Source organism: Prosthecobacter sp. (assembly GCF_014879935.1).
Taxonomy (GTDB): Bacteria; Verrucomicrobiota; Verrucomicrobiia; order Verrucomicrobiales; family Verrucomicrobiaceae; genus Prosthecobacter.
Window position 1 is genome coordinate 12,209 of record NZ_JACSRD010000143.1, and the last position, 19,013, is coordinate 31,221.

Annotated in this window: 17 protein-coding genes; 5 read left to right on the forward strand and 12 right to left on the reverse strand. The window is 62.1% G+C overall.

Translation table 11 applies throughout. The features are described from left to right. Window positions 1-14 precede the first annotated feature (14 nt). Together IAE77_RS13010 and IAE77_RS13015 are read left to right on the forward strand one after the other, a co-directional pair. Window positions 15-827, forward strand: coding sequence for a hypothetical protein (locus IAE77_RS13010; protein ID WP_294227135.1), 813 nt, complete (start codon window positions 15-17; stop codon window positions 825-827). Window positions 828-949: 122 nt separating this feature from the next. Beyond that, window positions 950-1,984, forward strand: coding sequence for a low specificity L-threonine aldolase (locus IAE77_RS13015; RefSeq protein ID WP_294227137.1), 1,035 nt, complete (start codon window positions 950-952; stop codon window positions 1,982-1,984). A 6-nt stretch (window positions 1,985-1,990) separates the two neighbouring features. Here the strand turns inward: IAE77_RS13015 and IAE77_RS13020 are convergent, their stop codons facing one another. The 6 genes from IAE77_RS13020 to IAE77_RS13045 all read right to left on the reverse strand — a co-directional run bounded on the left by IAE77_RS13020 (window position 1,991) and on the right by IAE77_RS13045 (window position 6,342). Then, window positions 1,991-3,367 (reverse strand): hemolysin family protein, encoded by a 1,377-nt coding sequence (locus tag IAE77_RS13020; protein WP_294227138.1) that lies wholly within the window; start codon window positions 3,365-3,367, stop codon window positions 1,991-1,993. An 18-nt stretch (window positions 3,368-3,385) separates the two neighbouring features. After that, window positions 3,386-3,637 (reverse strand): zinc ribbon domain-containing protein, encoded by a 252-nt coding sequence (locus tag IAE77_RS13025; RefSeq protein WP_294227140.1) that lies wholly within the window; start codon window positions 3,635-3,637, stop codon window positions 3,386-3,388. A gap of 74 nt (window positions 3,638-3,711) precedes the next feature. Continuing rightward, window positions 3,712-3,981, reverse strand: a complete 270-nt coding sequence (gene rpsN / locus IAE77_RS13030; RefSeq protein WP_294227142.1) for a 30S ribosomal protein S14 — start codon at window positions 3,979-3,981, stop codon at window positions 3,712-3,714. A 194-nt stretch (window positions 3,982-4,175) separates the two neighbouring features. Further along, on the reverse strand, window positions 4,176-4,958 hold the full coding sequence (locus IAE77_RS13035) for a thiazole synthase (protein WP_294227144.1): 783 nt from the start codon (window positions 4,956-4,958) through the stop codon (window positions 4,176-4,178). Between the two features lie 29 nt (window positions 4,959-4,987). Then, a complete protein-coding gene (hemQ, locus tag IAE77_RS13040) occupies window positions 4,988-5,845 on the reverse strand; it encodes a hydrogen peroxide-dependent heme synthase (protein ID WP_294227147.1) in 858 nt (285 codons plus the stop codon). A gap of 92 nt (window positions 5,846-5,937) precedes the next feature. Next, window positions 5,938-6,342, reverse strand: a complete 405-nt coding sequence (locus IAE77_RS13045; RefSeq protein ID WP_294227149.1) for a Dabb family protein — start codon at window positions 6,340-6,342, stop codon at window positions 5,938-5,940. 23 nt (window positions 6,343-6,365) lie between these two features. Here IAE77_RS13045 and IAE77_RS13050 point away from each other — a divergent pair, with 23 nt between their 5' ends. Beyond that, window positions 6,366-7,856, forward strand: coding sequence for a PQQ-binding-like beta-propeller repeat protein (locus IAE77_RS13050; RefSeq protein ID WP_294227150.1), 1,491 nt, complete (start codon window positions 6,366-6,368; stop codon window positions 7,854-7,856). A 333-nt stretch (window positions 7,857-8,189) separates the two neighbouring features. On the opposite strand, the gene IAE77_RS13055 is transcribed toward IAE77_RS13050, so the two are convergent. Genes IAE77_RS13055 through IAE77_RS13065 form a run of 3 tightly spaced genes read right to left on the reverse strand, consistent with a single transcriptional unit; the run spans window position 8,190 to window position 9,721 of the window. After that, window positions 8,190-8,609: a type II toxin-antitoxin system VapC family toxin gene (locus tag IAE77_RS13055; protein WP_294227152.1), complete on the reverse strand. Its 420-nt coding sequence runs from the start codon at window positions 8,607-8,609 to the stop codon at window positions 8,190-8,192. 6 nt (window positions 8,610-8,615) lie between these two features. Continuing rightward, a complete protein-coding gene (locus tag IAE77_RS13060) occupies window positions 8,616-8,825 on the reverse strand; it encodes a hypothetical protein (protein ID WP_294227154.1) in 210 nt (69 codons plus the stop codon). Window positions 8,826-8,878: 53 nt separating this feature from the next. After that, a complete protein-coding gene (locus IAE77_RS13065) occupies window positions 8,879-9,721 on the reverse strand; it encodes a carbon-nitrogen hydrolase family protein (protein WP_294227155.1) in 843 nt (280 codons plus the stop codon). Between the two features lie 101 nt (window positions 9,722-9,822). On the opposite strand from IAE77_RS13065, the gene IAE77_RS13070 reads away from it, so the two are divergent. Both IAE77_RS13070 and IAE77_RS13075 read left to right on the forward strand, forming a co-directional pair. After that, window positions 9,823-10,479 carry a tetratricopeptide repeat protein gene (locus tag IAE77_RS13070; protein ID WP_294227157.1) on the forward strand — a complete coding sequence of 219 codons (657 nt, stop codon included), beginning with the start codon at window positions 9,823-9,825 and terminating at the stop codon, window positions 10,477-10,479. A gap of 24 nt (window positions 10,480-10,503) precedes the next feature. Beyond that, complete coding sequence (locus tag IAE77_RS13075; RefSeq protein WP_294227160.1) at window positions 10,504-12,849, forward strand: ComEC/Rec2 family competence protein; 2,346 nt, start codon at window positions 10,504-10,506, stop codon at window positions 12,847-12,849. Between the two features lie 16 nt (window positions 12,850-12,865). Here IAE77_RS13075 and IAE77_RS13080 read toward each other — a convergent pair whose 3' ends face one another. The 3 genes from IAE77_RS13080 to IAE77_RS13090 all read right to left on the reverse strand — a co-directional run bounded on the left by IAE77_RS13080 (window position 12,866) and on the right by IAE77_RS13090 (window position 18,981). Next, complete coding sequence (locus IAE77_RS13080; protein ID WP_294227162.1) at window positions 12,866-15,775, reverse strand: serine/threonine-protein kinase; 2,910 nt, start codon at window positions 15,773-15,775, stop codon at window positions 12,866-12,868. 51 nt (window positions 15,776-15,826) lie between these two features. Beyond that, entirely contained in the window at window positions 15,827-16,543 is a 717-nt protein-coding gene (locus IAE77_RS13085; protein ID WP_294227164.1) for a sigma-70 family RNA polymerase sigma factor, read from the reverse strand. A 143-nt stretch (window positions 16,544-16,686) separates the two neighbouring features. After that, entirely contained in the window at window positions 16,687-18,981 is a 2,295-nt protein-coding gene (locus IAE77_RS13090) for a TonB-dependent hemoglobin/transferrin/lactoferrin family receptor (protein ID WP_294227167.1), read from the reverse strand. Between the last annotated feature and the right edge of the window lie 32 nt (window positions 18,982-19,013).

Sequence of the window (19,013 nt, forward strand, 5' to 3'; positions counted from 1 at the left end):
CTCCTCTCAAAGACATGAAAACACACACCATCCTCATCGGCTTTTTCCTCACCCTCAGCGCCGCCGCGTTTGCCCAGGTGAAAGACATCCAGATCAACGCCAAGGTCGTCAGCGTGCCGCTGGACCCCGCCGCGCTTCGTGACGCCGGCCTCACGCTCGACAGCACGGCTGCCGTTTCAAAGCTCGGCGTCATTCCGGCGGAAAAAGTCGCCGAAGTGCTCGCCAAGCTCGAGAAAATGCCTGGCCACACGTTGCTGAACGCCCCCTCCGTCACGACCAAAAGCGGCACACGGGCTACGAGCCAGAGCACGCGCGAATTCATCTACCCAACGGAGTTCGTGCCGCCACGTTTCTCACCCGCAGCAGGTGACAAGCCAGTCACCTTGGCATCTGGTCAGGCCGTTACTGCCATTCCGTCCACCCCGGAGAGCTTTGAGATGCGAATGACCGGCTTCCGTCTGGAAATCGAACCTGTCATCGGTCCCGATGGCAACACCCTCGATCTGAATCTCGCCCCGGAACTGGTCACCTTTGAGGGCTTCGTCAATTACGGCTCCCCCATCAAGGCCGCGGCGCTCGACAAGGACGGCAAACTTCAGGAGGTCGTTCTGACGGAAAATCAGGTGCTCCAGCCAGTCTTCAGCACCGTGAAGAGCACCACCGGTGCCACGATGCCGAGCGGCCACGTGCTGGTCCTTGGAGGGGCCAGCAGCGGAACGCTGCCCTCCGCCACCAACAAGCCTGATCTCAAGCAGGAAGCCAAGCTCGACGGCAAGCCCACTCACGCCGTCTTTTTCTTCATTCAAGCCAAGGTGTTCACACCTTGAAAAAGGTATCCAATGACATCCAACATCGCGCCGTTGGGACAAAGAGTTCCATTTGAGGCAATACCGAAGCAATTCACAGGAAAGCTTGGCTTGCTGCCTTTCCTGCGCAGACATGCGCGGCGATGAGCATCGAACTGAAATACCATTTCGCTTCTGACAACACCTCCGGCGTGTGTCCGGACGCGTGGCATGCGCTGGAGGAAGCCAACAGGGGCTATCAGCCGAGTTATGGCGCGGATTCGATCACGGCGGAGGCCTGCGAAACGTTCCGGCGGTTCTTTGAGACGGATTGCGATGTGTATTTCGTCTTCAACGGCACAGCCGCGAATTCACTCGCACTGGCGACGCTGTGCCGCAGTTACAACAGCATCATCACCGCGCACGAGGCGCATGTGGAAACGGATGAATGCGGCGCGCCGGAGTTTTTCAGCCACGGGTCGAAGATCCTGCTCGCACGCAGCCCGCTGGGCAAACTGGACCCGGCGGATGTGGAACGCATCGTTTTGAGCCGCAACGACCTGCATTTTCCCAAACCGCGGGCGCTGAGCATCAGCCAGAGCACGGAACTGGGCACGGTGTATCGCCCGGGTGAGATCAAGGGCCTCGGGGCGGTCGCCAGACAGCACGGACTGGCGATCCACATGGATGGCGCGCGGTTCTTCAATGCGCTCGCTGGCTCCAACTGCACTCCGGCAGACATCACCTGGCGGGCGGGGGTCGATGTGCTGTGCTGCGGCGGCACCAAACTGGGCATGGCTGTGACGGAGGCTGTGGTGTTCTTCAACAAGGAGCTGTCGCAGGATTTTCAGTATCGTTGCAAGCAGGCCGGACAGCTCTGCTCGAAGATGCGGTTCATTTCCGCGCAATGGCTGCGCATGCTGACGGACGAGACCTGGCGCAGGCATGCGCAGAATGGCAACACGCTGGCAAGGCGGCTGTCAGATGCGCTTGGTCACCTGCCGGGCGTGCAAATCTTGTATCCGGTGGATGCGAACGCGGTGTTTGCGAAGCTGCCGGACAAGATGAAGGCCGGCCTCAAGGAGCGTGGCTGGGTGTTTTACAGCTTCATCGGCGGCGGCACGCGCCTGATGTGCTCCTGGCGCACCACGGCGGAAGATGTGGACGCGTTTGTCGCGGATGCGACAGCCTTTGCGTGAGGTAAATCAGTCTTCCACCGCCTCAGCGACCACTTTGCTCGTGCGTTTGAAGTTCAACTGCTGCACGCGGCGCAAATCGGCCTTGGTGGTGGTGACTTCGTAGTCCTCGATGGTCACGGTCTCGCCGACCTTCGGCAGATGGCCGAGCAGGTGCGTGACGTAACCGCCAATGGTGGTGACTTCATCACTTTCGAGCTCGATGCCGGTCTGTTCGGTGAGTTCGTAGAGGTTGAGAGTGCCTTCGACGACGAACTCGTCATCGCTGATGCGCCGCAGTTCGCTGGTCTCGTGGTCGAACTCGTCTTGAATGTCGCCGACGATCTCCTCAAGGACGTTGTCGAGCGTGACGACGCCGACGGCTCCGCCGAATTCATCGACCGCGAGCACGAAGTGGACATGCTTGTCGAGGCAGAAGCGCAGGAGCTTGTCGATGGGCATCAGTTCCGGAACCATGTGCAGCTCGCGTTTGATTTTGCGCAAGTCAGGCTGCGGTTTGCCGACGAGGGCGAGCAGGTCCTTGATGTGGATGATGCCGATGGCGTGGTCGAGGTGGCCTTCGACGAGCGGGTAGCGGGTGTGCTTGCTATCGATGGCGACTTTGAGGTTCGCCTCGAAGCTGTCATCCGCGTCCAGGGAGACGACGGAATTGCGTGGCGTCATGACATCGCGGACGCAGCGGTCGTTGAGGGCGAGCGCGTTGAGCAGGATGTCCTTTTCCGTCTCCGTCACCTCCTTGGACTTCTGGCTTTCGGCCACGATGTGGCGCAGCTCCTCTTCCGAGTGGGCGATCTCGTGCTCGGAGACGCTGGTGATGCCAAACAGGCGAAGAACGAGGTTGGTGCTGTTGCTGAGCAGCCAGATGGCCGGACGCGTGCAGACGTAAAAGAGGTGCAGCGGCCGGGCGATCCACAGCGTGGCGGTGAGGCTCTTGCGGATGGCGAGCACCTTCGGCGCCTGTTCACCAAACACGACGTGCATGTAGGTGACGAGCGCGTAGGCGGCCAGGATCGAGATGAGACTGACCGCCGCCTCACTACTGACGCCGATTTTGAACAGCAACGGCTGCAGCACGGTGGACACATACGGCTCGCCAAAGATGCCAAGCGCGATGCTGGTGAGGGTGATGCCTAGCTGCCCGGCGGAAAGGTAGGCGTCGAGGTCACGTGTGACGCTGCGGGCGAACTTGGCACCACGCACGCCGTCCTCGATGGCGGCCTGGAGCTGGCTGTCCCGCACTTTGACGATGGCAAACTCCGCGGCGACGAAGAAGGCGTTCAGCAGCACGATGGCGAGGATGATGACGACCCGCCAGAAGTGGTAGGAGGCGTCCGGTTGCCATTCGTGGGCCAGTTCGACGGCGGCGTTGGCGAGCAGGAGGGTCATGAGGGGACGCGGCAGGCTTTAGAGCTTCTCGTAGTTCCCATCGCATCGTTTTTCGAGGATGGTGAACCCGGCGGCCTTGGCGTCGGAAACAGATAGAGGTTTGGTGACTTTCGGCGTGCTGAAGCTGGAGATGAGCTTCTTCACGGGCTGTTTGCACAGCGGACACACTTCCAACGCGGGCCTGCTCATGGGACGCCGCAGGTCAAAACCTCTGCGGCAGGCAGGACAGCCCTTTTCGGGATCTTCCGCGATGTAGGAGTAGGTCGGCATGAAGAATGATCAACGCTCCGCCTCTCCGGGCGGCCAGCATCAGACGTGCTGGGCCGCCAGTTCGGACGTGGGGACTACCAACTGGACTTCGTCACGCCAGGAATCATGCCCTGGGAGGCGAGTTCACGGAAGGTCATACGGGACATCTGGAAACGACGAATGAAGGCACGACGGCGGCCGGAAACGCGGCAGCGGTTGGTGAGGCGCGTCGGGCTTGCGTCACGGGGAAGCAGGGAGAGGCCGACGAAGTCGCCCTTCGCCTTCAATTCAGCGCGAAGCTTTGCGTACTTTTCGACAGTTTTACGTTTGCGCTTTTCGCGCTCGAGCCAGCATGTTTTTGCCATAGGGGCGCGGAGTCTGCCCCAAAGCTTTCCGTTGGCAAGTTAAATTTCCGCTGGCAGACCCGGCGTTTCGCGCTAAAAACCGCCGCACTATGGTCATCTTTTCTGGAATGGTTCTCGCCGCCGCCCTGCTGTTTCTCGGCGTCCTTGTCTTCACCTATCTGGTGAAGGGCTGAGCCGGCAAAGCGCCGCGGCGCTCACTTGTAAAGAAAGGTCGTCAGCGGACTGGTGGCCGATGCCTCCTCCGTGCCCTGCCCCAGGCCAGTCTCATAGGCACTACGGCCGGCTTCCACGGCCATTTTGAAGGCCACCGCCATGCGCACCGGGTCGGATGCGACCGCGATGGCCGTATTAACCAGAACCGCGTCCGCCCCCATCTCAAACGCCTCCGCCGCATGACTGGGAGCGCCGATCCCAGCGTCCACCACGACCGGAACGGTGGCCTGGGTGAGAATGATCTCGATCTGCCGCCGTGTGGTGATGCCCTGATGCGAGCCGATGGGCGAACCGAGCGGCATGACCGTCGCTGTGCCCACGTCCTGCAAGCGGCGGGCCAAAACGGGGTCCGCATTGATGTAAGGCAGCACGGTGAAGCCTTCTTTGACGAGGATCTCCGCCGCCTTCAGCGTCTCAATCGGGTCCGGCAGCAGGTAGCGGGGGTCGGGATGAATCTCGAGCTTCACCCAGTTCGGCAACCCGGCCGCCACGGCCAGACGGGCGAGGCGCACGGCCTCCTCCGCGTTCATCGCTCCGCTGGTGTTTGGCAGCAGGAGCACTTCCTTGGGTATGAAATCGAGGATGTTGGCAAAAGGATCCCCCTTTCCCGTCAAATCGGCCCGCCGCAGGGCCACGGTGACGATTTCCGTGCCAGAAGCGACAATCGCGTCGCGCATGAGTTCGCCGCTCGCAAACTTCCCGGTCCCAAGCATGAGCCGGGAATTGAACTGACGATTGGCGATGGTGAGGGGCTGATTCGGCACGGGGCGTGAGCAATGAACCAAATCGAGCCTCACGCAAGCATCACCCGCTGCAGCAGCTCGGCCGTGGGCGTCTGGATGCCGATGTAGAAGTCGCCGAATTCGCCATACTGCGCCGTCACCTCGTCAAAGCGCATCTCATAAACAATGCTTTTGATCTGGAACACATCGTGCGCGAACAGCGTCACGCCCCACTCGTAGGCGTCGAGGCCGGTCGAGCCGGTGATGAGCTGGCGGACCTTGCCGGCATACTTGCGGCCGGTCTTGGCGTGACCGCCCATGAGTTCGCGTCGCTTCGCAAACTCGTTCGCATACCAGTTCGCGCCCACGTTGCGGCGCTTGCTCATCGGGTAAAAGCACATGACCTGCCAGTCCGGCATGTTCGGATACAGGCGGTCGTTGAAATACTTCGTCATGTGGCCCTTCCACTCGGCGAGACGCTTCTCGAAGGCTTCGGAACCCGGCGTGAGATTCTCCGTCTTCTCGAGCTGCGCCTTGAACTCATCCTCGCTCTGCGAGTACTCGGTCCATTCAGTCATCGAAAGGTAGCTGTAGCTCGGGGTCAGCACGTCCGGGCCGAGCGCCAGGCTGATCTGCTTTTCAAACTTCTGCGAGTCATGCAGGTCCGGCGTGAGGAGCATGAAGCCCAGCTCGGACTTCGGCGAAACCATCGCAAAGGCCAGCAACTGCGTGCCAGGGTGTTTGCGGATCGCTTCGACAGTGCGGGCCAGATTCTCACGACGTTCCTGCCGCTCCTCCGGCGTCAACGCGGCCCAGTAGCCATGATCGATCGTGTAAAACAGGTGCTGCACGATCCAACCCTCCTGGGAGATGAGCGGCTTGGATTCAGCGGGGCCGTTGGACGTGGGAAACGAGGTCGGGATGAGCATGGTCGGTGGTCAGGATGGGGTTGGGTTCCCCTTACGCTGAATTTTTGGCGGCTCAATGGACGATCCTTGGCTTTTGTTGGGATCGCGACAGCTCACTCACAGCCGATGTCATAGACCTGCACCTTCTTCGCCAGCGGCATGAGCGTCTGCTTCACAGCATTCACATGCACCGGGTGCTTCTCATAGGCGTCCATGTCCGCCTTACTGGCAAAGCGCATCACAAAGCCGACATCGAAGCTGTCATCCACGATCGGGCGCTCGCTCGGCACCGCCGTGCCAACGCTGAGGTGCTGGATCTGCTTGATCTCCGCCAAGAACTTCCTCGCCGTGGCGATCAGTGTGGCCCGGTCAGCGGCATTGCCCGGACGTTTCAGCCAGACGAGCACGATGTGCTCCACCTTGCCCTTGGCCGTCGTCTTGCAACCCAACGGACACGTGGTGCAGGAGCTGAAAATCAGGGAAACGAGGGCGGCGAGGATGAGATTGGCGTTCTTCATGACGTTCGGTAGTCTGGCACCTCATGAAAAATCCGTCGAGACTGTTTCTGCTCGTTTTCACCGCCTGGACCTGCGTGACTGCGCAGGAACCTCAGCCGTTTGACCGTCTCGTTTATCACGGAAAACCACGTCCGCTGGCCAAGGATGCCGTCACCAGCGACTGGCCGCGTGTTCTTGGCCCGACGGACGATGCGAAGTCGCCCGAGACCCACCTTTTGAAAAAGTGGGCCTATGGCGAACCACGACCCGTGTGGGAAGTCCAAATGGGCGAAGGCTACAACTCGCCCGCGATCAGCGGCGACTCCTGCGTCATCTTCCATGCGCTGGACGGCAAGGAGACCATCGAGTGCCTGCATCGCGAGACCGGCAGTCGGTTCTGGGACCATGCTTACCCGATCTCCTATCAGGATCGTTACGGCTTCGGCAGCGGCCCGCGCGGCAGTCCCGTGATCGCCGATGGCATCGTGGTCACCTATGGCGTCACCGGTGAACTGCGTGCACTGGAGCTGAAGACCGGCAAACTGCTGTGGAAACACGACCTGCTGGCCGAAATGCACGTGCCGCAGGATTTCTTCGGCGCTGGCGGCACACCCCTCATTCTCGATGGGAAGGTCATCCTGAACGTTGGCGGCAAAAAGAACGCCATCGATGATGCCGAAGGCCTGCGCGATCGCAAAGAACGCCTCGCCGAAGCCGGCGTGAGCGTGGCAGCCTTCGATCTGAAGAGCGGCGAGATCGTGTGGAAGGTCGAAGACGCGTGGGGAGCGAGTTACGCGTCTCCCATTCCCGCAATGCTGCACGGGCAGCTTAAAGTGCTCGTTTATGCCGGCGGCGAAAGCGATCCGGCCACCGGCGGCCTCATGTGCATCGATCCGGCCAGCGGAAAGCTGCATTCGAAGTTCCCGTGGCGTGACGACGAGTACATCCAGGCCATCGGCACCTCGCCCGTGGTCATTCCCGACAAAAATCGCGCCTTCATCACCACTGCGTATCCGAAAGGCCGGCCACTCGGCGGTGTGATGGTGGAATACGACGCTGACTTTCAGCCCAAGGAAGTCTGGCAGTCGAAAAAGCTCGGCGTCCACTGGATGAACCCGGTTTACCACGACGGCCACCTCTACGCCATCGATGGCGAGACGGAGCCCAAGTCCCGCCTCGTCTGCGTGAATGCCGACACCGGCAAGGAAGTGTGGGAGCAAAAGGTCGAGTGGGAAGACCCTGCCCTCTCACGTGAACTCGGCCGGGCCAATCCGGTGCGCCTGAGCATCCTGCGCGCGAGTTTGATCCATGCCGACGGCGCCTTCCTCTGCCTCGGCGAGGTCGGCTCACTCCACTGGCTCGATCTCAGCCCCGAAGGAGTCAAAATCATCTCCGAAGCCCAGCCGTTCTACGCCCTGAACACCTGGAGCCTGCCCGCCCTCAGCCACGGTCTGCTTTACGTCCGCCAGCAGGCCAAAGACCTGATGCAGAAAACCGGCGAGCGGATCATCTGTTTGGATTTGAGAGGGGACTGAGCGGCTCAAAACCGGATCACGCAGACACCGTAATCCAGCAGCGGCCTTCCCGTGTCCGTCATCGCACGGAAGCGTTTTGGAATCTGGTCATACTGAACCCGAGAAATTGTTTGAGCCGCTGAGAGTGCGGATTGGGAGATGGCTTTGAGTGCTCTCCCACCTCGTCCCAGCCATTCCTGAGGCTTCAGGAAGAAACAGCCCAGGTCATCGCGGATGCCGCTGAATCTGACAAGCTTCGCGCCTTCCGACTGTCTTTGCAGTCCGGGCAGCGAGTGGCTGAGCCGGTAACGAAACAAGAGGCAGGCTGCGGCAATAACGCGCCACAACGGCTGACTACTCCAGCCAATCCTCGAATTTCAAACCGGGAACCTTGGTGAAGTCCCGTGTGTTGCGGCTGAGCAGCGTGGCATCATGTGCCATTGTGATGGCGGCGATTTTGAGGTCGTTGGTGCCGATGCGGACGCGCTTTTTCTCCAGCGTCTCGAAAACGGCCGCCGAATCGTCGTCCAACATCAGAATAGGCCAGCGTGCGTGAGACTCGATGGTGCGGATCAGCCGTGCGTAAGCGGCGATCTGATGGCGGGGGCGGGTGTGGCGTTTGATCTCTGCCAGCCAGCCGCGGAGCTGCTCCTCACATGTAATTGCAGTGATGAACGCATCGTCACGGGCCTGTTCCAGACGTGAAAGCAGCCGCATCCCGGCCGTGGAACCCACTTCAAGCTCGCTCAGATGATCTGTGTCGAGCACCACCATGGGAAGTCAGTCTGTTTTCCTGCCTTTGCGCCACTGAGCCCCCAGCCGGAAGGCCCGGCGGGTCATTTCATCATCCGGCAGTCCACCAACGGTGCTGCGCCAATCCTTGGTCACAGGTGCGAGACCCAGCACCTTGTCACGCAGCGCGGCAAACTCGCTTTCGAGCGCGGCGAGACGCTTTCCGACTGTGGGGCGCTTGGTGAGTGTTTTGCTCATGGATGGCGGAGATTAGCAGTCAGGAAGGCGCTGCTCCACTTTTTTCATGCGGTTTACAGGCCTCGCTTCTTCACCGCCTCCGTCACAAACGGGGCGAATTCGCGGAAGCTCCAGGCGCTTTTGCTGAGGCCCCAGGCGGTGTCTTGTTTGTGATTCGGGTCGATTTCGGCGGTGATGAAGTCTTCCTGATGGCGGCGGCTTTGGACGAGGATCTCGCCGTGCGGGTCCATGACGTAACTGTCGCCGTAGCCGATGCCGGGATTCTTGGTGATGCCGGATTTCGCAGGATCGAGCACGACGTTGTTGCCACGGACGAAATAGACGCTGTTTTCATTGGCACGGGCGGCGTGATCGGCACGGACTTTCATGAAGTGGGAGATGAGGCCCTTGTCGCCGATGTAATTGAAGTGCGGGGCGAAGATGACGCGGGCCCCTTTGAGCGCGAGAATGCGGGCGGGCTCGATGTAGCCGCCGTCGGCGCAGATGAGGACGCCGAACTTGAGGCCATCGATCTCCCAGACGGGGAAGTCGCGGCCTTGCTTGTGAAACTTCATGTAGGCGGCGCATTTGCTGTAGAGGCCGAGTTTCTGGCCGTGATGGGCGACGACGACGGTGTTGTAGAGATCGCTGCCGCGCAGCTCGTTGAAGCCCGCGATGGCCACGGCGGCGTGACGGGCGGTGATGTCGCGGATGCGCTGCATCTGCGGTGAATCGGCGGCGAAGGCGCCTTTCCGGGCGAGTTCCTCGGTGTCGGGGTAGCCGGTGAAGAAACATTCGGGGAAGGAGACGATCTTCGCGCCCTCAGCATCGGCACGTTTGAGGCCTTCTTCGAAGCGGGCGAGGTTGTGCTCAAAATCCCCAACCCAGGGCTCGAACTGGCAGTGCGCGATCTTCATGGGCTGTGAACGCCGGGCGGACCGGGGATTTGGCAGAATGAATGAACTTCGCGCTTGGCGGAAAGAGGGCGGTTTGATAGCGTCTCGCACTCTTTTGCCCAATGAACATCGACCGCACCCTCATCATCCGCGCCTGCCTAGCGATCCTGGCCGTCCTGCTTGTCATGATCCTCTGGAACATGGTGCAAGACGCCAGCGATGGCATGAAGCTGGTGTTTGTGATCGTGGTCGGCCTCATCGGCGGCATCCTGAGTGTGAAGTATCTGATCCCATGGATCGGCGACGCGATGGGCGAGGCGATGTTCTCCTCCGGGGAGAAGGTGGAGCAGGATGAGATGACGAAGGCGGCCGTCAGTGTCTCCCAGGGAGACTACGAAGGGGCGATCGGCCACTACGAGAAGATGATGGAGGAGAAGCCCGAGGACCCCTTCCCCGTGGCTGAAATCTCCAAGATTCACGCGGAACGCCTGCATGACACCGACGCCGCCCTGCGCGTGCTGGAGGAGCATCTGCAAAGCCGCGACTGGCCGGTGGATGACGCCGCCTTCATCATGTTCCGCATCGCCGATGTGCAGTTGAAGCACCGCCATGACTTCGATGCCGCCCGTGACATGCTGGAGCAGGTGATCGGAAACTTCCCCAACACGCGCCACAGCGCGAATGCCCACCACAAGATGACCGAAATCGAGCAGGCGCAGTACAAGCTGCTCATGGACCAGCGGGCCAGGGCCGCCGCCTCCGGTGGGACGGCCGCTTGAGGATGCATTCACCTTCCCGGGGCCATGTTCGCGAAGTTCCAGTCCTGGCCGCGAGCGAACCCCTTGATGGTTCTGGCCCTGGCGGCTGTCGCGGGCATTCTCGCTTCCGAGTTCCGCTGGCTGACTGGCGGCAGCACGTCGTTCGTGATCACGACGGCCGCCGTGCTCGGCCTGGCCTGCCTCTGCGGGCGTGCCTGGCTCCTGACCGCCGGTGTGGCGATGCTGTTCGCCTTCATCCATGACACGCGGCTGGAGGAGACCTTCCGCCATCCGCTGCGGCTGGCGTTGCAATCAGCCGACAAACCGCTGCCGGCGACGATTCGCGGCAGTCTGCTGCCGGATTTCGACACCACAGCGGATGGACGCGCCCATGCGGTCTGCACCACGCAGCATGTGGAGATTCCCGCACGGGCGAGTTCCTTCGCACAAACGGCCACGGTGCTGGTGCGCCTGCCCTCCGGCATGCCTTTTCCCGGCGCAGGTGTGTATGAACTGACGGGCGAGATCTACCTGCCGCGCCCCGCATCCAATCCCGGCACCTTCGACGCGCAGGAGTTCGCGTTGCGCAACGGACGCGTGGCCCGGTTCGAGGCGCGGCACATGCACTTCATCGGCCACAGCGGCGAGTCATGGTACTGCGAGTTTCTGGAGACAGCGGAGCGCTGCCGGAAGTGGATCAGCGCACGCCTCAGCGAGGATCTGGAGGATGATCCTGAGACTGCGGCCGTCATCCGGGCGATGGCGCTCGGAGTCTCCGCCGAGGCGGACGATGAGATCGAGGACGCATTCCGGAACAGCGGCACGCTGCATGTGTTCGCCGTCAGCGGTCTTCATGTCGGCCTGCTGGGCGTGATCGTGCTCGCCCTGATGCGGCAGAGCGGCATCCGGCGCGGTGTTTCGCTGCCGCTGATGATCGCGCTGGTGTTTGTGTATGCGTTCATCACCGGCTGGCGGCCATCCGCGGCACGTGCGGCGTTCATGGTGGCCGTGTTTTCGGGCGGGGGACTGGTGGATCGTGAATCCTCGCTGCAAAACAGCCTCGGAGCCGCGGCGCTGCTGCTGCTGGGCTCGGACACGCACCAGCTCTTCATGCCGGGCTTCCAGTTGTCCTTCGGCGTGCTGTGGATCAGCTCCGCCGGTTCCGGGCCGCTGCTGGAGCGCATGATTCCCTTCACAAGGCTGGATCCCTTCCTGCCGCCGCAGCTCGCGAACGGGCGGCAGCGGCTGTGGAGCCAGTTCCGCCTGTGGCTGGCAGGCACTCTGAGCGTCTCCATCGCCGCGTGGATCGGCAGCCTGCCGTTCATCCTCGGTCATTTCCAATCAGTGACGCCTGTCGCCGTCATCGCCAACTGCGTGCTGGTGCCGCTGTCGTTCTTCTGCCTCGGAGCCACGTGCTTGAGCCTGTGCGCGGCCGTTTTGCATCTCTCGGGCGTGCAGATCGTCCTCAACAACATCAACTGGGCGCTGGCGAAGGCGATGATCGCCAGCGCCGCCTGGTTCGCAAACCTGCCGGGCGGGAATTTTCATTTTCAGCCGGCATCCGGCAGCGCCGTGACTCCAGCCGTCTGGCGGGTGCTCGACCTGCCGCATGGCGGCGCGGCCAGCCACCTTCATGCCGGTGGCAGGCACTGGCTGTTCGACACAGGCGATGAAACGAGCTTCCGCCGCGTTTTGAGGCCCTATCTGCACTCGAACGGCATTGACCGGATCGAAGGCGTCTTCCTCAGCCACAACGACGCGGATCACGTGGGAGCCATCGAGAAGGTCATCGAGACGTTTGGCGTTCCGCGGTTGTTCTGCAGCACGCAGGAGCCGGGGCGGCTCGATTCATCGCTGTCGTCATTGCGCCGCCTTGCGGAAAACGCGCGTGCGCCGGCATTGCGGAAGTTGCGCATTGATGAACGTGTCACACTGGCGGAGCAGGGCGGCCTCAAGATCACGGCACAGGTGCTCTATCCGGCGATGGAGGTGGAGAATGCGCGTGGCGATGATCGTGCGGCCGTGTTGATGGCCCACATCGGCCCCTGGCGTGTGTTGTGGATGAGTGACGCCGGCTGGAGGGCGGAAAAGGCGCTCGTGAACAGCGCCGCCGACCTTCAGTGCGATGTGCTCATCCGCAGCCAGAACGAGCACGATGTTTCGATGAGCCGCGAGTTCCTGCTCAAGGCCCGGCCACGCGTCCTGGTGTGTGGCAGCGACCCGCGTGAGGCAGAAACGACCCTTCCGCAGTCGCTGGTGGATTTCGCCCGTGAGCAGCACGTTCCGCTGCTCGACACCTGGAACGATGGCAGCATCGCCCTGGAGTTTGGCGATGTACTGCGAATCGTCGCCGCAGGAAGCGGGAGGACGGAAATTTTGCGCAAGCCTTGAACCACACGACTGCGGTTCAACGGAACGGCGAGAAGTGAATGACATGGATGCGCAGCTTCATGTCCGCCGCGCCCGGCTTGGACGGTCCCAGCACCTCGAGGATGCCTGACACACGATGGGTGACGAAGGCTAGGACAGCCGGGGAACGCTCATGGATCAGCGTGAAGCCACCGCGTGCAGGTCTGGTGTCGCGTGCCTGGCGCAAGGCTGCTGCGAGCTGTCGATCATCAATGGTCATCCAATCGAAGCCGGAAGGCTGGTCACGCGTGATCACGGCCGTGCTGCCGTCGAAAAGCTTCAAGCCACCCTCCGGACCGGGCAGCAGCATCAGGTTCGCGTTGTTTTCACGCAGCCAGTCCTGATCATCGGATGACAAGAGGGCATTCGGATCACGCAGTTTCTGCAGGAGGATGGCTGGAGGCGTGGGCGTGTCCAGCGGCCACAGACGGAGCAGGCAATCGCCGCCCTGTTCGGGTGATTCCAGCACCACCTCCCGGCGAATCGGGACCTGGGCGATTCTGTAGATGGTTTCATGCACCCTGAACTCGGTATCCGAGCCAGACATGAGCACGCCATTCTTGGTCCACTGGAGGTAAGGACCCGAGGTGAACTTCCGACCTGCAGAACCTTGGAGGTCCTGAAGAACGAGTCGTTTCATGCGTCCCTCAGGAGGCAGTTCCAGGGTGTTCTGCGGCTGGGAATGCGTGTAGCCATTGGCGATCAGCCAGAGATTGACGTGCCTTTCGACGAGCCGTGGGAAGTGTTTCTCCAGAAACTCCGCTTTGGGAGGCGCGGGCCGGGTGGTCAAAATGTAAAACAGGCATGACATGCCGGCGAACGGCAGGACCAGCGGGAGAACCCATCGACGGCCCGCATATCGGCTCACAGGCGGCCGCTGCGGTGGCGGCGCGATCTGGCGCAGCCTTTTCCAGAACCACAGCCAGACCACGATGGAAACGGCCGCAGCCGTCCATCCGACGGCCGCGATGATCGGCCCTGAATCAGGCGGAATGGTCGTCACCGTTCCGTCCTCCAGGTAGCGCTGCGTGCCGAGCTTTCCCATCAAGGCGACGAAGAGCACCACTGCGAGCACCAGGTTCCCCAGAAACAGTGGCAGGGCGAGCGCGGCAGCAGCAGCCAGTCCGAGGCCGGTCAACCTGCCCGCGGAGGACCGGATGATGTTCACCGACCCGATGCCGATGAGAGTGACAACGGTGGCCAGCAATGTGGTCACCACCGATACAGCCAGATTCCCGCTCCACCGGTCAAAGCTCCACTCCGGGGATTCGGCTGCACGCCGCATCATGATGCCGCCGGCGAAAAACACCCACCAGCCCAGCAGTGCGAACATGGCGGCCCCCGCCAAAGCATGGCGGGAGACTTTTTTCCGGCCGGCCGGCACAGCGTCTGGCAGAAACGGCGGCGTACCCGGCTTCGGCAAATGATGGAGAATGGGAGAGAGCGTGTGCTCGAAACGGAAAAGCACCGCTCCTGTGAGCAAGGCCGCCAGGCCGCTGATGAGCCCACCCCAGCGCAGTGACTCATAGGCATACGGACTGGTGTCGGACCAGGCATTCCAGAGCCGCGGCGTGAACTCGATCAGGTAGCTGGCTCCGAGAACGACCAGCCACAGGCCCAGCAGCCTCAGCGCGATGCCGAAGACCTCCCTGACTGGCGATGGCGGCAAGATAAGCGTGCGGTAACTCAACCGGATCAGCAAGCGCGTGCGCCAGATCAATATCCAGGCTGCCACGAGGCCCAGGAGATTCGGGATCTGCTTCTCGAAGAAACCAGCGGTCAATCGTTCAGGCTGCAGGGTCCATTCACGCCGGTCGAACAAGGGCAAAACCAAGCATAACAGGCCAAACAGCAGCCACGGCCAGCCGACGGTGCGAAGCAGACGGCCAAACCAGCGCTCGTAGCTTTCCCGTGGGTAGATTTGTGGCTCTGGCGGCGTCTTTGCCAGCGTGTCCAGATGCGTACGAAACTCGGCGACGGTCTGAAAACGCTGCTCGGGATCCTGCTGCAGCGCACGGCGCACGATCTCGTCGATCTGCGTGCTCATGGACGTGCGTTCCGCCAGCACCGGTAGCTGGCCGGAAGGCAGCTCGCCCGTGAGCAGCTCATACAGCACCACACCGAGCGAGTAGATGTCCGCGCGATGATCGGAACGAGCTGCCGCGTCCCGTTGTTCGGGCGCCATGTACTGCGGTGTGCCCGCCACGATCGTCGCACGAGACCTGCTGGCATCCGCAGCGGCCGTTCCGGCCTCCACCGGGCTGCCGCTCATCATTTTGGCGATGCCGAAGTCGGCGATCTTCACACGGCCGGCCTTGTCGATGAGAAGGTTCTCCGGCTTGATGTCGCGATGCACGATGCCGTGCTCGTGCGCGTATTGCAGCGCATCACAGATCGGTGGCACGATCGCCAGTGCCTGTTCCGGGCTGAAATGCGAGCCCTGCATCGCCTGACGGAGGTTCACCCCATCGACAAACTCCATCAGCAGGTAGTAGAAGCCGCCGGACTCCCCGAAATCGTGCACCGTGACGATGCTGGGATGGTTCAGCGCGGCGAGCGCCCGCGCCTCGTGTGCGAAGCGTGCGGCGAAGGCCGCGTCCTTCTTCTGCTCGGGCGCCAGCAGCTTGAGGGCCACGATGCGGTCCAGCGCCTTCTGCCGCGCCTTGTAAACCACGCCCATGCCACCACGGCCGATGCAGGCGAGGATTTCGAGGTGCGGGAAGTGCGGGGCGAGGTCCTCCGGCGTCAGCGGCGGCTGGGGCGGTGCCACAGGCCCCGTGGCATCCTGCGTGGGGCTCATGGCCACATCCATCAGGCAGACGGGGCAGAGTCCCGGCTGAAAACCGGCGGGAAGCAGGTCATTGCAGCGCGTGCACCGGGTGCTGGAAGGAGGGGAAGGCGGGCTCATGCGGGCTGCTTGACGCGTGTCGGCGGAATCGTTGCGAAAAAAACGTCCGCTTCAGCGGTTTCTCAAAGCATCGAAGAGCACCTGCATCTCCTCATTCACCGCAGACTCATCCTCCAGCGTCGAGGCAATCTCCCTCCGCACGAGAGTCCTGAAACGCTGCCGCAGACGGCTGGTGATCGCCTTGAGGGTGTTCACATTCACGCCCAGAGATGCGGCGAGCGCTGCTTGTTCGCCATGAACCGCGTCGCCGTTGAGCCAGGGACGCAGTTGCTCGAACACCGCGCCCTTTTCTTCGGCGTGCTGCTCCTCACGCAGGGCCTCCATCGCACGATTCAGCACGGTGAGCGCCCATTCGCGGTCAAAAGCCGCGTCCGGGGACATTTGGGAGGCGTCTGCCAGCGTGGGTGCGTCCTCCCCATCCAGTGAGACCGGGCTCTCACCGCCGCCACGCCGCAGACGCATCGCCGCCTCGCGTCGATGGGAGAGAAAATGCTTCACGGCACCGAGCAGGTAGGAGCGGAACCGCCCGCGTGACTGCTCCGCCTGCGTGATGCTGCTGCCTGCCAGCACCGTGGCGAAGAAATCGTGCGCCAGATCGCGGGCCTCATCCTCCGCACGGCCCTCGCGACGCAGAAAGGCGATCACCGGCGCATAGTAGGCCGCGCAGAGCTGCCGCAGGGCCTCCTGGCCTTCGGTGGAGGATTCGCGTGCCAGCACCACCCGGCTCCAGCGGGTGGTGTGAAACGTGAACGAGGTCGGCAGGGACATGGTGGCGAGCATAACCACCTCCCTGACGGATCGGAAGCCAATCGTTGCGGCTGAATCGCGATTCACGCACCAGCGGCGGACGAGGCGACACCACTCGCCCCGCCCGCCAGGGAGTCCTGCCCCCTCATGGCGGCGGGACACATTCAAAACAGCACTGTCAGCGCCACGCGGCCGCTGATGCCGGGCTGCGTGAAGCGGTCGAGATCCGCACGGGAGGTGTCGAGGCCGCGGACATCCTGATGCCGCCAGTGTTTTTCATTGGTCAGGTTGTAGATGCCGGCGTTGAGGCTCACGTTTTTCGTGATCTGCCAGCGGCCCACCAGGTCCAGGGTGAAGGCGCTCGGGACTTCAAACTGCCGGATGCCGCCCGGGATCGATGAACTGCGGTTCTGGCGGGCAAAAAAGGTCGAGACGAGCTCCACCTGCCACGTGTCACGGCGATAGCGCAGACCGGTGACCAGCTTGAACGGGTCGATGCTGGCGAGCGGCTGTTTATACTGGCCGTCGTAGCCCTGGACATAGGCGGCATTGCCGAACAGGCCGAAATTGCTTAGCGCCTCCGAGATGAAACCGAGATCCGCCTCGCCCTTGAACTCGACGCCAAATATCTCCGCCGACGACAGGTTGGTACTCTGGTAGATAAGAGGGTCGCCAGGGGCACCGGTGCCGCCGACCAGGAGGAAGGTCTCAATGAAGTCGGTGTAGTAGTTGTAGAAGCCTGCCAGGTTCCAGGAGGCATGCTTTCCCTGCCGGCGCACGCCCAGTTCGAAGCTGTGGCTCGTCTCCATCTCCAGATCTGGATTCGGAATGGTCTGATAGCCGAACGGAATGTTTGTGATCGTGGCGTTGAGTTCCTCGGCGCTTGGGTTGCGGAAACCGCTGGCATACTGGACGTAAGCGGCGTGCTCCTCATCAAACTTCACGAGGAAAGCCAGCTTCGGGGCGACGGCGAACTGCTCGAAGTCCTGCGGCGCCCGCCCGCCGCTGGCATTGCTGTAAAGCGGGTCCATCGAAGTGCTCACGCCATAGTACTCTGCACGAACACCAGGCGTCAGGCGGTAGCGCCCGTTTTCACCCCAGGAGATTTCATCCTGAAGGTAAAGGCCGGCACGTGAGGTGCGTGTGTCCGGCATGTCCTTCAGCGGGTAGGTGTCCGGGGTGAGGACCTTCGTCTGCGTGTTGGTGGTGAAATTGAACTCCGTGGCATCACGCACACGACGCACGTTCGAGGTCACCAGTTCGGCGCCATAGGCGAGGGAGTGCTTCACCGCGCCTGCGTCGAGGTCTTTGGTGAAGTTGAGGTTCAGGCCGACGTGATCCTGACGGTAAAGATAATCACGAATGCGGAGACGATCGTGGAACGTGGGCGTCAGCCGGTCGCGATCCTCATAAATGTGCTCGCGTGTCTCCGAGTTCTGGTAGTAGGCGTTCCAAGTCACCTTGTCGAAGAGCCAGCCGAGTCTGGAAGCGTCGAATTGATGCTCCAGGCTGAAGCGCATGCGATGGAGGTCGTCATTGAGGAGGTGGACATTCGTCCGGAACTGAAAACCGGCGCTCAGGAAGGTGCGGCGGGTGCTGACGAGGTCGTTGTCGCTCTCGCGCTCCAGGTACTCGCCCGTGAGCTCAAATCGATGGCGGTCGGAAGGGGTCCACACGAGCTTCGCCAGCCAGTTGTTCACGTTATAGCTGCTGGGATCGGGCTGGATGGCGCCACGATTGTCGAGTTCGTTGCCGTCACGCCGTGTGTAATGCAGCAGCCACTCCACATTGCCCGCACGCTGCGCGGTGCTCAACGTGTGCCCCCATGAATCGTCCGCCGAGTCGTATCGATTGATCACGCGGGTGACGAAGTCGTTGCCCGTGAGGTCGAGCAGGTCGGACGGATCGATGGTGGTGAAGGAAACCACGCCGCCGAGAGCGTCGCTGCCATACAGCGACGAGGCGGAGTTCTTGAGGATCTCGACCTGCTTGAGCGAATCCACATCAAGGTAGTCGCGGCCGATGTTGTAAGCGCCTCCAAACGAAAACACATCCGGCTGGCGTGCGCCGTCCACGGTCATCAGCACGCGGTTGCCATCCATGCCACGGATGTTGATGCTGGAGGTCCCGGCACGGGAATTGGCGCCGGGTCCCGTGCCGCCCACGCCGTAGGAAAGGCTCACGCCTGGCTCATAGCGCTGGTAGTCCCTCATGCTGGTGGCCAGGGAGAAGACGCTGGCATCATTATCGAGGACGGCGACGGAGGCCGGCACGTCCATGGCGGAGTGTTCGGTGCGCGTCGCGATGACCACGATCTCCGGCATCACGCCGCCGGTGGGGTTGCCGGTCTTGGTCAGCCTGGTTTCTTCTGCTTCTGTCTTGGGCACCTCCTGTGCGTGCAGCGAAAGGCAGCAGGCGAACAGGCAGAGAGCGAACGGGAGTACGGTCGATGTTTTCATGCGGCCCGGTGTCTAGGCTTCCGCGAATCACC

Bases quoted from the DNA above. Each gene is read 5' to 3' on its own strand.
- IAE77_RS13025 (WP_294227140.1), bottom strand. From the start codon at position 3,637: ATGCCGACCTACTCCTACATCGCGGAAGATCCCGAAAAGGGCTGTCCT.
- IAE77_RS13020 (WP_294227138.1), bottom strand. From the start codon at position 3,367: ATGACCCTCCTGCTCGCCAACGCCGCCGTCGAACTGGCCCACGAATGG.
- IAE77_RS13045 (WP_294227149.1), bottom strand. From the start codon at position 6,342: ATGAAGAACGCCAATCTCATCCTCGCCGCCCTCGTTTCCCTGATTTTC.
- IAE77_RS13050 (WP_294227150.1), top strand. From the start codon at position 6,366: ATGAAAAATCCGTCGAGACTGTTTCTGCTCGTTTTCACCGCCTGGACC.
- IAE77_RS13075 (WP_294227160.1), top strand. From the start codon at position 10,504: ATGTTCGCGAAGTTCCAGTCCTGGCCGCGAGCGAACCCCTTGATGGTT.
- IAE77_RS13085 (WP_294227164.1), bottom strand. From the start codon at position 16,543: ATGTCCCTGCCGACCTCGTTCACGTTTCACACCACCCGCTGGAGCCGG.
- IAE77_RS13055 (WP_294227152.1), bottom strand. From the start codon at position 8,609: ATGGTGGTGCTCGACACAGATCATCTGAGCGAGCTTGAAGTGGGTTCC.
- IAE77_RS13070 (WP_294227157.1), top strand. From the start codon at position 9,823: ATGAACATCGACCGCACCCTCATCATCCGCGCCTGCCTAGCGATCCTG.
- IAE77_RS13065 (WP_294227155.1), bottom strand. From the start codon at position 9,721: ATGAAGATCGCGCACTGCCAGTTCGAGCCCTGGGTTGGGGATTTTGAG.
- hemQ (WP_294227147.1), bottom strand. From the start codon at position 5,845: ATGCTCATCCCGACCTCGTTTCCCACGTCCAACGGCCCCGCTGAATCC.
- IAE77_RS13060 (WP_294227154.1), bottom strand. From the start codon at position 8,825: ATGAGCAAAACACTCACCAAGCGCCCCACAGTCGGAAAGCGTCTCGCC.
- IAE77_RS13080 (WP_294227162.1), bottom strand. From the start codon at position 15,775: ATGAGCCCGCCTTCCCCTCCTTCCAGCACCCGGTGCACGCGCTGCAAT.
- rpsN (WP_294227142.1), bottom strand. From the start codon at position 3,981: ATGGCAAAAACATGCTGGCTCGAGCGCGAAAAGCGCAAACGTAAAACT.
- IAE77_RS13010 (WP_294227135.1), top strand. From the start codon at position 15: ATGAAAACACACACCATCCTCATCGGCTTTTTCCTCACCCTCAGCGCC.
- IAE77_RS13015 (WP_294227137.1), top strand. From the start codon at position 950: ATGAGCATCGAACTGAAATACCATTTCGCTTCTGACAACACCTCCGGC.
- IAE77_RS13090 (WP_294227167.1), bottom strand. From the start codon at position 18,981: ATGAAAACATCGACCGTACTCCCGTTCGCTCTCTGCCTGTTCGCCTGC.